This is a genomic window from Salipiger bermudensis HTCC2601, assembly GCF_000153725.1.
Classification (GTDB): domain Bacteria; phylum Pseudomonadota; class Alphaproteobacteria; order Rhodobacterales; family Rhodobacteraceae; genus Salipiger; species Salipiger bermudensis.
In genome coordinates, this window is record NZ_DS022276.1 from 3,155,285 (window position 1) to 3,168,755 (window position 13,471).

Below are 13,471 nucleotides of genomic sequence, written 5' to 3' on the forward strand. Positions count from 1 at the left end.
ATGACGCGGAAAACGCACCCCGACACCCTCCCAGAACCGGCTGAATTTCGGGCATGGCTCGCGGATGCGCTGCTCGCGCTCAAGCTGCGACCGACCGGATACGGACCTGCCCTCGGGCTTGGAAAGAACACCCTGTCGCATTTCCTGAGCAAGCCGGGCCGAGATCTCAACCTCGGCACCGCCTCACTTCTGGCGCGCGACCTGGTCGCGCGCGCCGCGGTCGAGGGCGTCGTCCTCGACCCGCTCCCGCGGCAGCTGTTGCCAGCCGAGCCGATCGGGGGTGCCGATGCCTGATCACTCCGATCCCCTCGCTGCGCTTGAGCCGGGGATCCGGCGCGACGTGCAGTCGATCGCGATCTCCGAGGGGGTGCCGGCCGAGACGCTGATCCCCGAGATCGTCGCCGCCTATGTCCGTCTGCTGCGCGAGGCGCCCGGCGCCCTGCCCCGCAACCCGCTGGCCCCCTTGGCCGCCGGCGCCCGGCGGAGGGCGGACAAATGAGCATCAGCGTGGTTCAGCGTCGCGACTCGTCCGTCAATCCAGAGTACCCGCATTGTCCCTGGCATCTGCGCCGAGCCTGCGGAACCTGCGCGCATTTCGCGGGAAAGCTGCGGTCTGCCGAGCCCGCGAAATGCGCGATCGACGGGCTATTGCGCCGTGCCAACACCTCGGCCGCCAGCTGCGATCGCTGGTCTCGAAAGGTTGCGCAATGAGCGCCGCGCGGCTCGAGGCCGAGGTGATGGCCCAGCCTGAGGGCGAGCGCCTGAGCTATGCCCTGGGCCTGCTCGCCTTCTATCTCGACCCAAAGCCTGTGTTCTATGACGGGCTCGTTTCGCTCGGCCTACGTGTCACAGGACAAGAGGCGCGGATCCTGCACGCCCTCGATCGACGCCGCGGGCAGCTGGTTTCGCTGCAGGCTCTGCACGCCGCCGCAATGGGCGATCGCCCGCTCGAGGAGTGGTCGGACCCGCGCACGGTCTACGCCCGGCTCGGATCCATCCGCGCCGAGCTGGCCCGGCTGTCGCTTCCGGCACGGATCCACGCCTGGCCGGGCATGGGCTATCGGCTCACAGCCCCGGAGGGGTTTTCCTTCACGGGGGCGGCCGATGCGTAGCGACGACCGTCTGCATGAGGCCCAGGCGATCCCGATCGACGAGGTCGCGACCCGGCTCGGCCTGACCCTGAGGCGGATCTCGGCCGTCGAGAAATGCGGGCCCTGCCCGGCCTGCGGCGGCACCGATCGGTTTTCGATCAACACGCAAAAGCAGGTCTACAACTGCCGCAGTTGCGGCGGGGGCGATGGCATCAAGCTGGTGACGGTGGCGCTTGGCTGCGATTTCCCGCAGGCGCTCGACTTCCTGGTCGGCGCCGCAGATGTCGAGATCGACCCCGCCGAAAAGGAGCGCCGGCGCAAGAAGCGCGAAGCCGACGAGCAGCGACAGGCCGAGTATGCGGCCAAGGCGCGCGCCAAGGCGATCGAGGATGCGCGCGCGATCTGGGCTTCGGCCGAGGGCTGCGACCTCGAGCCGGTGCGGGCCTATCTCGACGGCCGCGGGATCCGCTTCGCGAGCTGGCCGCCGACCCTGCGTTGCCTGCCGGCGCACCGCTATGTGCGCAAGCTCGGCGGGCAGTATCAGGAATATCACCGCGGGCCAGCGATGATCGCGGCGGTGCAGGCGCCAAATCGCAGCATTTGCGCCGTGCATCAGACGTGGATCGACCCGGCCCGGCCCGGGTCGAAAGCCGAGATCCTGGACGGCGATGGCGCGGCTCTGCCGGCCAAGCTGGTGCGGGGGTCGAAGAAGGGCGGCGCGATCCGCCTTGGGCCTCAACCGCCTGCCGGTGGCTGCCTGGTCGTCGGCGAAGGGATCGAGACCACCGCCTCGGCGATGGTCGTCGCGCCGATCGAGGGCGCCTCCTATTGGGCCGGCGTCGATCTCGGCAACATGGCCGGCCGCCAGATCAAGCGGCCCGGCAAGCGCTATTCCGGCGAGCCGGATCTCGAGGATCTCGAGGCCTTCCTGCCGCCGCCGGATCTCGGCCGGCTGATCTTCCTGCAAGACGGCGACAGCGACCCCAAGGCAACGCGGGCGAAGCTCGAGGCCGGTCTGCGCCGCGCCATGGCTCACAACCCCCAGCTGCGCGCCGAGATCGTCGCCGCGCCCGAGGGGAAGGATTTCAACGATGTTCTCAAGGGGGATCACGACGATGACACCGAGCAATGACAACCGCCCGCTGTTGCCGCCGGATTTCGCGCGGCCGGATCCGGTCTCGCGCGCAGCCGATCTGCAGGGCGCCAGCCCGTGGCCCGGCCCGGTCTGGCTTGTCGGCGCCGCGCTTGTGGCGGGCCTGGTCGCGATCGGCCTGGCGCAGGGCCTGAGTTGAGGCGGGCGGCGCCGGAGGGGCCGGCGCCGCGCATGGGGTAGAAGGAACGAAAAAAGATGGATGGGGCAGACGATATTCGCGGCGCTTTCGAGCGTTCGGAACAAGTGACGCCGGCCGAACAAGGCCCAGAGGATCCCGGATCACCGGGGCCCGATTGGGATCGGGATCAGGGCGCCGATCGCGGCGGCGATGGCGGCGGGCCGATCTATCTCGATCGGCCGCTCGAGGCCGAGGCGGCGCATTTTCCGCTTCATGACCACGGCAACGGGCAGCGCCTGCTGCACTATTACGGCGAGGATGTTCTCTTTGTCCCGCGGCTCGGTTGGTATCGCTGGCAGGGCAATCGCTGGCTCGCCGACGAGGACGAGCTGACGGTGCGCCGGGATGCCCAGAAGATCTCGGCGCGGATCCTTGCCGAGATCGAGTATCTCACCCTCGAGCCTTGGGAGGAGGAGCGGGTGCAGCTGGCGCGAGATACCGCCGGGCAGCTGCGTGAGCTGGAGCGCAGGAAGCCGGCGGATCTCAGCCAGGAGGACCGCGATCGCAGGCGCGCGCTGCTGCAATATTCGAACCAGGCGAGCGAGATCCTGGACCGCCAGGCTGCCCGAAAGAAGGCTCACAAGGCACATGCGCGCGCTTCGGGCAACTCGTCGAAGATCACCAACATGCTGCTCGAGGCCAAGCCCGAGGTCGCCTGCCTGATCGGGGATCTCAACGCAGATCCTCTGGCGGTCAACGTCAAGAACGGCACTTTGAAATTCCGCCTGGATCTCGACCCGCACGATGCGGAGTGGGGAGACGTGGGGCCAAGCTGGAAGGTCACCCTGGAGAAGCATCGGCGCGAGGACCGGATCTCGAAGCTGATTCCGGTCGAGTATGACCCAGACGCGAAGTGCCCGCATTGGCAGGCCTTCCTCGACCGGGTGCAGCCAAGCCGCGACATGCAGGTCTTTTTGCAGCGTTATGTCGGCTATTGCCTGACCGGCAAGACGACCGAGCAAAAGCTCGTGTTCAACTATGGCGGCGGTCGCAACGGCAAATCGACATTCGTCGACACGCTGGCGAAGATCTTCGCCGACTACGGCACCACGGTGCCGATCGAGACCCTGACAGGCGCAGAGCAACGCAAAGGGTCGGATGCAACGCCTGACCTCGTGCGTCTGCCTGGCGCGCGCTTCGTGCGGGCCTCCGAGCCCGAACAGGGCACGCGCATGAAAGAGGCAATGATCAAGGCGCTGACCGGCGGCGAGGCGATCATGATCCGGCGCATGATGCAGGAGTTTGTCGAGGTCACCCCCGAGTTCAAGCTGATGATCAGCGGGAACCACAAGCCCGAGATCAGGGGCAGCGACGATGGGATCTGGCGGCGCGTCCTCCTGGTGCCCTGGCTCGAGCAGATCCCAGAGGAGGAGGTCGACCCGACCCTGCCCGACAAGCTCTGGGCCGAGGCGCCCGGCATTCTCGCCTGGGCGGTGCAGGGCTATCTAGCCTGGGCCGAGGGCGGTCTCTCGATCCCCGACGCCGTGCGCCAGGCGACCGACGAGTATCGCCAGGAGTCGGACAAGCTGCGCATGTTCCTGCAATCTGAGTGCGAGATCACCGGCCTGCCCGATCATTTCGAGAAATCGAGCGAGCTGCGCGACGCTTTCAACGGATGGCTGCTCGACCTGGGCGACGCGGCATGGGGTAGCCGCACGATCGCGCGGGCTCTGAAGGACCGCGCCGGCGTGGTGAAGGGGCCGAACGGGGAGCAATTCCGGCCGGTCAAGAGATCCGATACCGGCTATTCCGGGATCAGGATCAAGGAGACTACCCGGAACCTGATCGCGAAATACGGCGACCAGATCCGCCAGGCCGCGGCGCGCAAGGGCTGATCATGCCCGCGCCGCCGCCTCCTCCTCCCCCGCGCTGCTGCGATCTCTGCGGCGCCGAGCGCGCCCCATACGGCTATCAGCGCCCAGGCGGCCGCGCTGCGCAACGGCCGGGCGAGCGGCCGTTGTGGGCGTGCCTCTCCTGCCGCCAGGCGGCCGAGGCGCGTCGCGATCGAGGACTCGGCCTGAGCCCGCGCGAGGCCCGCACAACCGCCCAGGCGCCGGCCGCGCAACCCTCCCTTTTCGACAGGTAAAGCCGCGACAGCGGCGCATGACAAAGGGCCGCCCGGCACGGGCGGCGCCGCATTGTGCCGCCTTTCCAACAGGCGCGGCGCTCGAGGTCTGCGCTGTCTGGCCGCCTCGCACCCTCCCCCTCTCCCCTCCCATACCCTCCCATAAATCGCGGGTCGGTCCCGTCGATCCCGCTGCGCGGGACTGACGAAAGGCAAGGCGGCGGCAAAAAAGTCGCGGCAAACCAACCGCTTGCCATCTCTCGCGGGACGGACGGGATCGACGGGACCGAGTTTGAGGGCTTCCTATATTACACATGAGGGGTGCGGGGGTGAGGAGATCGCCCTCATGTAGCGCGCGGCGATTTCGATCCCGTCGATCCCGCAATCTGGCGTTTATTCCACGATTTCAATTCCTTGCGAGATATGTGTCGATCCCGTTTCGGTCCCGTTTCAATCCCATCTAAGAGCGGTCGATCCCGTAGATTTTCTAGATATTGGGTAAGATAGAAAGATGGCCACCGTATATGGAGGAATAGAGAGATGCAGGAGAGACAGGCAACGCGCTGCCCTGACCAGGGCAAGGCCCGGATGGTGGTCGAGGGGCTGACCCGCAAGATCCTGGGGGCGGCGGCTGAGCGGCGGCAAGGCGCGGGCAAGTCATCCGGGGCGCGCTCGCCTGCCGGGCTTGGTCAGGCGCGCCGATCGCTGGGCGTGGTCTGGGACCCGGCGCGCTTGGGGGTGCCGGCCGAGACGCCGGTCGGATACAAGACCGCCCGGGCTGCGCTGCCTCCGGTCCTAGCCGCGCTCGCCCCGCAGGATCCACGGCTTCGGGCCGCGACCATGTTCGCCGCGACGATCGAGCGGATTGATTCGGTCAAGGGCGTGGATCTGCAGGGCGGTGACCATAAGGGCGGGGTCTCCGATGGCGGGGTGACGACAAAAATCAAGCATGCGGCGCGGTTCAACAGGGTGCGCGACGCGGTCAACGGCTGGGCGCCTCACCCGGTCACCGGAGTGGTCGATCGGCGGGTCGAGCGCGTGGTGCTGCCGGTGCGTCGGCGGCGCGGGAAGGCCCAGGATATAAAGGCGTTCGAGTTGCTCTGCGCGGTCTGTGTCGATGGCCGCGACATGCGCGAGATCCTGGTCTCGCATGGCTGGTCGCCGCACTCGAGATTGCGCAAGGCGCTGGCCCTCGAGCTGCTCGAGCTGCTCGACGTGACCCGGGCTGCGATCGGCGTCGCGTGATCGCGGGGCTTGACCGCTAAGGTCAGCGTCGAATACCGAATCAGACATCGGCGAAGGGGTGCGCGACGGCCCCGGCCGAGTTTTCCTCCCTGTCACTGGCGGCCGGCGAAATCGGCGGGTCCCTCCTGCCCCGCCGGCCGTATACGGGGCGGCTTAGCGCATATGTTTTAACTCACTAAACCGAAACCAAAGCCTAAACCTTGCGGGGGGTTTAGCGATTTAGCGGGGGTCAGATTTAGCGAGCGGGTGCAGCGCGGCGATCGGCCGGGGCTGCGCGGGCGCCTCGGAAAGGAACGCATGACACGGCAGCTGACCGCGACGGAATTGGCCGGCGTCCTGGATCTCTCCAAGGGCCGGATCTCCCAGCTGGTGAGCGGCGGGCAGCTCAAGGGTTGCTACAGCGGCGACGGGCGACATCGTCGTTTCGATCTCGCCAAGGTCGCCGCGGCGCTCGGGCGTCGCCTCGATCCCGGCCAGATGCTCGGCAACGGGGCCAAGACCTCGGAGGCCCTGGCGCGGATCCCGGCAGCGGATCCCGCGCCAAGCCCGCCCCAGGACCCCGCCCCGGCGCCACCGCCGACCGGGCTCGGGGCGACCGAGCTGCCGAGCCGGGATCCGAGCCGCTACGAGTTGGCGAAGACCCTCAAGGCCGAGGAGGACGCCCGAACCGCCCGACGCCGCAACAGCGAGGCCGAGGGCACGCTGGTGCTGGCAAGCGTGGTCGCGAATGAGACAATGCGGCAGATGGCGCAGGAGATCGCCCAGATCGAAAGCTCGGTGATCCGCACCGGTGCCAGGCGCATCGCCGACGAGCTGGGCGTCGACTTCCGCGAGGCCCGGGTGATCCTGACCGAGGTCTGGCGCGAGTATCGCACCGGCCGCGCCGCGGTGAAGGCCGAGGAGGCCGAGGCGGCCGAGCTGACCGACGACGAACAGGCCGAGGATTTCTGAGCCCGTGGGATTCCTGATCTCGGCCGAGGAGGTGATCGCCAGGGCGATCGCCCAGGCCATCGACCCGCCGCCGCCGCCCGACATCACCCGGTGGTGCGAGGAAAATATCGTCTTCGACGCCCGCTCGCCAATGCCGGGCCCGTTCGACATCAACCGTTTCGCCTTCCTGCGCGAGATCCACGAGGTGCTGTCACCGGAGCACGCGGCGCGCGAGGTGACGATCCGAGGCTCGGCGCAGTGGGGCAAGACGGTCTCGATCATTCAGCCGACCCTGGCGGAATGGCACGAGTACACCCCGCTCGACTCGCTGATCGTGCATCCGACCTCGAGCGCGGCGACCGAGTGGGTCAACAACAAGTGGATGCCCATGCGCCGCCAGGCGCCCGGCCTGCTGCGGGTGTTCGGCGCGGGCAAGGGTGAGAACCGCGACAACACGTTCAATCAGGAGACCCTCGACCGCAACGGCTCGCTGAAAGTCGCCTCGGCCGGCTCGCCCGCGGATCTCACCGGCACCAGCCGTCGCCTGGTCATCATGGATGACCTGTCGAAATTCGAGCCCTCGGAAAAGGGCGACCCCGAAAAGCTCGCGGAAAGCCGGGCCTCGGGGTTTGAAGATGCGAAGATCGCGCGGGTCAGCACCGCGATGATCAAGGGCACCTGCCGGATCACCGCCGCCTATGATCGCAGCGACCAGCGGCTCTATCACGTTCCCTGCCCGAGCTGCGGGCATGAGCAGCCGCTGACCTGGGAGAACTTCCGGGCGCAGATCGACCCGGAGAACCTGGCGGCGGCGCATTTCCGCTGCGAGAGCTGCGGCGAGCCGATCCGCCACGGCGACAAGGAAAAGATCGTTCGCCTCGGGCGGTGGGTGAAACAGAACCCGGGCGGCAGTCACCCGGGCTTCCACCTCTGGCGCGCCTATGCGCCGCAACGGGATTGGGCCTCGATCGCGGTCGAATACGCCCAGGTCATGGGCTGGACCCGGCTCGAGGCCCAGGGCGGCAAGAAACCCGCGGCGCCGACCGCGGTCAGCGCAGCTGTCGAGCAGGTGTTCTGGAATGACGTGTTGGGCCTGCCCTATGAGCAGGCGACCGACGCGCCGGATTGGGAGGCGCTTCGCGATCGGACGGAGAACGCCGAGCCCGGCGAGATCCTCGAGCGCGGCGTGCTGCCGGCCACCGGGTTTATCTTCGGGGCCGGCGTCGACTGCCAGGACGATCGCCTCGAGGTGCAGCTGGTCGCCTTCGGGCGCAACCGCCGGCGCTGGGTCATCGATTACAAGGTGATCCCGCACCATATCGGCGACGACGAGGGGCGCGCGGCGCTCAACGCGCTGTTGCGCCAGAGCTGGAAAACCGAGCTGGGCCTGCAGGTCTCGATCGACATGCTCGCGATCGACGGCGGCGCTTATACCGATGACGTGTGGAGCTGGGCCCGCTCGCATCCCTGGTCGCGCGTCATCATCGTGAAAGGCGCCTCGACGCAGAACGGCCCGCTGATGTCGCTGCAGCGGTTCGAGCGGCGCAAGGATGGCAAGGCCAAGCGGGCGCAGAAACGCGCCTTCAACCTCAATGTGTCGTCGCTCAAGGCGGGGCTTTACGCGCATCTCGGCAAGGAAGATCCGAGCGATCGCGGGCACACCCGCTTCGCCCGCGCCCTGGGCGATGAGTATTACCGGATGCTCGCCTCGGAGACCCGCGTGGTGAAGCGCAACGCGCAAGGGGTCATGACCTCGAGCTGGAACCTGGTCGAGCCGACCCGGCGCAACGAGGCGCTCGACACGATGAATTACGCCGAGGGCGCCGCGATGCGCCGCGGCTGGCACTCGATGACCGATGACCAGTGGGACGCCCTGACCGCCGAGCGGTCGATCGCCCCGCCGGATCAGCAAGGCGATCTGTTCGACGCCGAGCTGCCGCTCGCGGCCGCCACGGGATCCCGGGCGGGCGCGGCGCAGAAACCCGAAACCGACGCTGCAAAGCGTCTCTTGAACGTGTTGAGGCCCGATGCCGATTGAGACCGCGACCCTCGAGGCCCGTCTGACCGAGGCGGAGAACGCGCTGCACAAGCTGCTGCTCGGCCAGACCGTGACCGTGGTCAGCTATGACGGCCACCGGACGGAGTTCAAGCCGGCCGACGAGGGCAAGCTGCGGCGCTATGTCCAGGAGCTTAAACGCAAGCTCGGCCAAGCCCCCGCAGGCCGCATGTCTCGCCGGGTGGTGTTCTGATGGGGCGTGATCTGACCCGCGTTCCTCTGGTGCCGCGCAAGTCGGGCGCCGCTGCCCGCGATGCCGGCTTTTCCGGGACCACGCCCTACACCGCCGCCGACCCGACGATCGACACCATGTCGGGCTTCCTGCCGTCAAATCGTGCGGTCGACGCGGAGATCCTGCCGAACCGCGATCGGGCGACCGCCCGGGCTCGCGACCTGGTGCGCAATAACGGCTGGGCGGCCGGCGCGGTCTCGAAAGAGGTCGACAGCGTCATCGGCGCGAACTTCCGGCCGCTGCTCAAGCCCGACTGGCGCGCCCTCGGTCTAAGCGCCGAATGGGCCCGCGAGTTCAAGGAGGAGGTCGAGGGGCACTGGCGCAGCTACGCCCAGGATCCCCGCTTTCTCGCCGACACGACCAGGGCGCAGACCGTGCCCCAGATGTTCGGGACCGCCTATCGGACCTATCTGGTCGAGGGTGAAGCGATCGCCCTGGTCAACTGGCGCCGGGCCCGGCCGACCAAGACGACCATGCGCCTGGTCGACCCGGATCTGCTTTGCAACCCGCAGGACATGCCCGATCGGGCCCAGCTGCGCGGCGGGATCGAGATCAGCCGCGACGGCATCGCGAAGGCCTATCATTTCCGCCAGGCGCATGCCGAAACCACTTGGGTCGACATCGCCGATCGCTGGGCCTGGAAGCGCATCGCCCGCGAGACGCCGCACGGCCGGCCGCAGGTGATCCACTTCTTCGACAAGACTCGCGACGGGCAGACCCGCGGGATCTCGCGCCTGGCGCCGATCGTCGAGCGGCTGCGGATGGAGGATCATTACAGCCGGGTCGAGCTGCAGGCGGCGGTGATCAATGCGGTGCTGGCCGCCTTCATCAAGTCGCCCATGGGGCCTGATGTCATCGACGAGCTGTTCGCCGAGGGCGGCGGCGAGGGATTTCTCAAGTACCAGGAGGCGCGGCAGGGCTTCTATGGCAATTCCGGCGGCGTGAAGGTCGGCGGCGCACGGGTGCAGGCGCTCTATCCGAATGACGAGATCGGCATGGTGCAGACGGCTCGGCCGGCGGCGCAGTATGCGGATTTCGAGAGCGCGGTCCTGCGCAACATCGCCTCGGGCCTGGGGATCAGCTACGAGCAGCTCGCCTCGGACTGGTCAAAGACCAACTACTCGAGCGCGCGCGCCGCGATGATCGAGATCTGGCGCGGATGGAGCGCCCGCCGCACCGCCTTTGCCCAGGGCTTCTGTCAACCGTTCTTCATGGCCTGGCTCGAGGAGAAGATCCTCGACGGTCATATCGCGCTGCCCTCCGGCGCACCGGATTTCCACGCCTTCTGGCCGGCCTATGCGCGGGCGAAGTGGATCGGGCCCGGCAAGGGCTTTGTCGATCCGGTCAAGGAAGCCAAGGCGGCGGCGATGCGTGTCGCCCTGGGTCTGTCGACCCTCGAGGAGGAGGCGGCTGAGCTGACCGGCACCGACTACGCCGACAACATGGAACAGATCAAAGGCGAGATCGCCGCCATGCCCGAGGGCACGCTGCACCCGATGCAGGAAAGTTTCGCCAAGCTGCTCGGCCACAATGGCGGGCCGCAGATGACCCCCGAGGACTGACATCATGGATTATCCGCAGATTGCGCAGCGTGTGTTTCACACGCCGCTGATGGCTGCGCCGGCGAAGGCCGCGGCCTTCGTCGCCGGCCTGGGCCCCCGCCTGTTCGGTGGGCCTGTCACGATCGAGGGCGCAGAGGCCACCAAAGAGGCGCGCTCGCGCCCGGTCGCTTCGGTGCTCGACGAGCGCCTCGAGGACGAGATCCGCGCCGGCCGGCGCTCGCCGTTCCGCAGCATCGACGGCGTCGCGGTCATCCCGATCACCGGCTCGCTGATACATCGCGGCAGCTACATCGGCGAATCCTTCTCCGGCAACCAGACCTATGAGGGGATTTCGGCGCAGCTCACCGCCGCGGCCGAGAGCCCGATGGTGCGCGGAGTCGCGCTCGAGATCGACAGCTTCGGCGGCGAGGTCGCGGGCTGTTTCGAGCTGGCCGACGAGATCCGCGCGCTGAGCGCGCAGAAACCGGTCTGGGCCTTCATCTCGGCGCATGCCTTCTCGGCCGCCTACGCGATCGCCTCGCAGGCCGATCGCATCATCATCCCGCGCTCGGGCGGCGCCGGCTCGATCGGCGTCATCTGCATGCATGCCGATCAGAGCGAGCGGCTCGAGGCCAACGGGGTGCGGGTGACCGTGATCTCGGCCGGCGCCCACAAGGGCGACGGCAACCCTTACGAGCCGCTGCCCGAGGCGGTGCGCGAGGATCTGCAGCGCGAATGCGAGGATCTGCGCCAGCTGTTCGCCGAGACGGTTGCCGAGGGGCGCGGCGATCGTCTGACCCTCGAGGCCGCGCTTGCCACAGAGGCCCGGACCTTCATTGGCGCCCAGGCGGTCGAGGCCGGCCTCGCCGATGAGGTCGACAACCCGCGCGCAGCTTTCGAGCGCTTCGTCGCGCAGATCAATGGGCGGCCGGCACCGGCGCCCAGCACAGCCAGCAAGCAAGGAGCTGAGACCATGACCGACAAGACCGCGACCACCCCGGCGCCGGCGGCACCGACCGCCAGCGCACCCGCGCAGCCGGCGCCCGAGGCGAGCACGCCCGAGCAGCCGACCCCGGCGCCGACCGCCACGGCGCCCGAGGCGCCCGCCGCCCCGACCCCCGCAGGCCCGAGCGCATCTGACGAGCGCAGCCGGATCTCGGCGATCCTGAACCACCCCGAAGCGAAGGGTCGCGACGATCTCGCCAAGAGCTTCGCTTTCGAGAGCGACATGAGCGCCGAGGATGCAGCGAAGCACCTTGCCGCCGCCCCGAAACAGGGCGCCGGCCAGAGCCTGAGTGCGGTCATGCAGGCCGAGGACACCGACCTCGACGCGCCGGCCACGGCCGGGCCCGAGACCGCAACCGCTGCCGATCTCGCGCGGGCCCGTCACGCAAACTGAGCGCCGGCCTCCGGGCCGGCATCCCCTGACCGTCCAGCAACATAGGAGTGATGGACATGCCGACACTGACTGAGGGCAAGACGCCCGGTGACTTCCTCCTGTTCGAGGAACAGGACCACTACAGCCGCGAGGAGGTGACGATCGCCGCCGGCGCGGATCTCGAGCCCGGCACCGTTCTGGGCATGGTCACCGCGACCGAGAAATACGTCGCCAGCGACGAGGCCGGTGCGGACGGGTCCGAGGCGGCCGCGGCCGTGCTGCTGACCCCGGCGGCCGCCGCTTCCGCAGACGTGACCGCCGTGGTGCTCAAGCGTCACGCCCGCGTGCGCCGCTTCGGTCTCACCTTCGATCCCTCCTATGACACCGAGGCCAAGCGCGACGCAGCCTGCGCCGAGCTGGAAGCCCTTGGCATCGTGGTGAGCTGACCCGGGTCGCCGGCCTCGCCCGGCGGCCTGTCCTTCCGCGCCTGACCGGCGCACCCGAAACCGAAAAGAGGAGCCGCTTTCATGGCCCATATGGATATTTTCAAGAACGACGCTTTCCGGGCCATGGCGCTTGGCGAAGCGATCCGCATCATCCCGAACCAGTGGGGCCTGATCGGCGGCCTCGGGCTGTTCGGCGCCAAGCCGATCCGCGGCACCAAGTTCTCGATCGAGAAGAAGAACGGCGTGCTGCAGCTGGTGCAGTCCTCCGAGCGGGGCACCTCTCTGCCCGGCCAGGCCCGCAGCAAGCGCGCGATGCTCGATTTCCGCACCGAGCGCTTCGGCCTCAAGTCGCGCATCACCGCCGATGACATCGACGGGATCCGTGCCTTCGGGTCCGAGACCGAGCTCAAGCAGGTGCTCGGCGAGGTGCTCGACCGCCAGGAGGAGCTGCGCGGCTCGATCGACATCACCCGCGAATACCTGCGCGCCGGCGCGCTGCAGGGCCAGGTGCTCGATGCCGATGGCTCGGTGCTCGTCGACCTGCACCAGGCCTTCGGGATCTCCAAGAAATCGGTCGATTTCGTGCTCGGCACCGGAACCACCGACCTTGGCAGCAAGGCGCGCCAGGTGACCCGTCACATCCGCACCAACCTGCTCGGCGACGTGATGACCGGCGTCATGGGCCTGATGCATCCGGAGTTCACCGACAAGCTGATGGCGCATGCCGACTTCAAGGAGCGCTACAAGCACTATCAGAACCAGAACGGCGGCGACCCGCTGCGCGACGATACCTCGGCCGGCTTCGACTTCCAGGGCATCCGCTGGAAGGAATACCAGGGCGAAGGCCCGGTGCCGCAGGAAGATGGCACCGTTGTGACGCGCAGCTTCATCCCCTCGGGCGAAGTGTCCTTCTTCCCGGTCGGCACCCGCCAGACCTTCCGGCAGTTCAACGGCTCGGCCGATTACCTCGGCATGACCAACCTTCCGGGCGAGGAGTTCTACTCGGCGCTGTTCCCCGACCGCCAGGAAGATCGCTTCGCCGATGTCGAGGCGATGATGCAGACGCTGCCCATGTGCCTCCGTCCTGCCGTCCTGGTGCGCGGCCACAGCTCGAACTGAGGCTGAGCCGCTGACCGGCCCGGCGCCTGGGGCGCCG

At 68.2% G+C, this 13,471-nt stretch carries 14 protein-coding genes; all 14 read left to right on the forward strand.

From position 1 onward, the window contains the following. Positions 1-294 carry a hypothetical protein gene (locus R2601_RS14885; protein WP_007799773.1) on the forward strand — a complete coding sequence of 98 codons (294 nt, stop codon included), beginning with the start codon at positions 1-3 and terminating at the stop codon, positions 292-294. Next, the gene (locus R2601_RS26670; RefSeq protein WP_007799774.1) at positions 287-499 is read left to right on the forward strand and encodes a hypothetical protein; all 213 of its coding nucleotides are present in this window, start codon (positions 287-289) and stop codon (positions 497-499) included. The genes R2601_RS14885 and R2601_RS26670 overlap by 8 nt, the downstream gene beginning before the upstream one ends. A gap of 208 nt (positions 500-707) precedes the next feature. After that, entirely contained in the window at positions 708-1,112 is a 405-nt protein-coding gene (locus tag R2601_RS27020) for a helix-turn-helix domain-containing protein (RefSeq protein ID WP_007799775.1), read from the forward strand. Further along, complete coding sequence (locus tag R2601_RS14900; protein WP_007799776.1) at positions 1,105-2,223, forward strand: DUF7146 domain-containing protein; 1,119 nt, start codon at positions 1,105-1,107, stop codon at positions 2,221-2,223. The genes R2601_RS27020 and R2601_RS14900 overlap by 8 nt, the downstream gene beginning before the upstream one ends. Beyond that, complete coding sequence (locus tag R2601_RS26805; RefSeq protein ID WP_007799777.1) at positions 2,207-2,383, forward strand: hypothetical protein; 177 nt, start codon at positions 2,207-2,209, stop codon at positions 2,381-2,383. The genes R2601_RS14900 and R2601_RS26805 overlap by 17 nt, the downstream gene beginning before the upstream one ends. Positions 2,384-2,439: 56 nt before the next feature. Continuing rightward, positions 2,440-4,257, forward strand: a complete 1,818-nt coding sequence (locus R2601_RS25540; RefSeq protein WP_007799778.1) for a DNA primase family protein — start codon at positions 2,440-2,442, stop codon at positions 4,255-4,257. A gap of 818 nt (positions 4,258-5,075) precedes the next feature. Continuing rightward, a complete protein-coding gene (locus R2601_RS14910) occupies positions 5,076-5,732 on the forward strand; it encodes a hypothetical protein (protein WP_217626371.1) in 657 nt (218 codons plus the stop codon). A 297-nt stretch (positions 5,733-6,029) separates the two neighbouring features. Beyond that, a complete protein-coding gene (locus R2601_RS14915) occupies positions 6,030-6,683 on the forward strand; it encodes a hypothetical protein (protein WP_007799780.1) in 654 nt (217 codons plus the stop codon). A 4-nt stretch (positions 6,684-6,687) separates the two neighbouring features. Then, complete coding sequence (locus R2601_RS14920; RefSeq protein ID WP_007799781.1) at positions 6,688-8,700, forward strand: phage terminase large subunit family protein; 2,013 nt, start codon at positions 6,688-6,690, stop codon at positions 8,698-8,700. After that, positions 8,690-8,911: a gpW family head-tail joining protein gene (gene gpW, locus R2601_RS14925; protein WP_007799782.1), complete on the forward strand. Its 222-nt coding sequence runs from the start codon at positions 8,690-8,692 to the stop codon at positions 8,909-8,911. The genes R2601_RS14920 and gpW overlap by 11 nt, the downstream gene beginning before the upstream one ends. Then, on the forward strand, positions 8,911-10,512 hold the full coding sequence (locus tag R2601_RS14930) for a phage portal protein (protein ID WP_007799783.1): 1,602 nt from the start codon (positions 8,911-8,913) through the stop codon (positions 10,510-10,512). Before gpW ends, R2601_RS14930 begins: the two co-directional genes overlap by 1 nt. Positions 10,513-10,516: 4 nt before the next feature. Continuing rightward, a complete protein-coding gene (locus tag R2601_RS27570) occupies positions 10,517-11,890 on the forward strand; it encodes a S49 family peptidase (RefSeq protein ID WP_007799784.1) in 1,374 nt (457 codons plus the stop codon). Between the two features lie 56 nt (positions 11,891-11,946). Then, a complete protein-coding gene (locus R2601_RS14940; protein WP_040545414.1) occupies positions 11,947-12,315 on the forward strand; it encodes a head decoration protein in 369 nt (122 codons plus the stop codon). Positions 12,316-12,396: 81 nt separating this feature from the next. Then, a complete protein-coding gene (locus R2601_RS14945) occupies positions 12,397-13,434 on the forward strand; it encodes a major capsid protein (protein WP_007799786.1) in 1,038 nt (345 codons plus the stop codon). The last annotated feature ends 37 nt before the right edge of the window (positions 13,435-13,471 follow it).

What these genes read in the sequence shown, in the direction of transcription:
- gpW (WP_007799782.1), top strand. Translation starts at nt 8,690, where the DNA reads ATGCCGATTGAGACCGCGACCCTCGAGGCCCGTCTGACCGAGGCGGAG.
- R2601_RS14900 (WP_007799776.1), top strand. Translation starts at nt 1,105, where the DNA reads ATGCGTAGCGACGACCGTCTGCATGAGGCCCAGGCGATCCCGATCGAC.
- R2601_RS14910 (WP_217626371.1), top strand. Translation starts at nt 5,076, where the DNA reads ATGGTGGTCGAGGGGCTGACCCGCAAGATCCTGGGGGCGGCGGCTGAG.
- R2601_RS14940 (WP_040545414.1), top strand. Translation starts at nt 11,947, where the DNA reads ATGCCGACACTGACTGAGGGCAAGACGCCCGGTGACTTCCTCCTGTTC.
- R2601_RS27570 (WP_007799784.1), top strand. Translation starts at nt 10,517, where the DNA reads ATGGATTATCCGCAGATTGCGCAGCGTGTGTTTCACACGCCGCTGATG.
- R2601_RS14915 (WP_007799780.1), top strand. Translation starts at nt 6,030, where the DNA reads ATGACACGGCAGCTGACCGCGACGGAATTGGCCGGCGTCCTGGATCTC.
- R2601_RS14930 (WP_007799783.1), top strand. Translation starts at nt 8,911, where the DNA reads ATGGGGCGTGATCTGACCCGCGTTCCTCTGGTGCCGCGCAAGTCGGGC.
- R2601_RS25540 (WP_007799778.1), top strand. Translation starts at nt 2,440, where the DNA reads ATGGATGGGGCAGACGATATTCGCGGCGCTTTCGAGCGTTCGGAACAA.
- R2601_RS14945 (WP_007799786.1), top strand. Translation starts at nt 12,397, where the DNA reads ATGGCCCATATGGATATTTTCAAGAACGACGCTTTCCGGGCCATGGCG.
- R2601_RS14885 (WP_007799773.1), top strand. Translation starts at nt 1, where the DNA reads ATGACGCGGAAAACGCACCCCGACACCCTCCCAGAACCGGCTGAATTT.
- R2601_RS26670 (WP_007799774.1), top strand. Translation starts at nt 287, where the DNA reads ATGCCTGATCACTCCGATCCCCTCGCTGCGCTTGAGCCGGGGATCCGG.
- R2601_RS27020 (WP_007799775.1), top strand. Translation starts at nt 708, where the DNA reads ATGAGCGCCGCGCGGCTCGAGGCCGAGGTGATGGCCCAGCCTGAGGGC.
- R2601_RS26805 (WP_007799777.1), top strand. Translation starts at nt 2,207, where the DNA reads ATGACACCGAGCAATGACAACCGCCCGCTGTTGCCGCCGGATTTCGCG.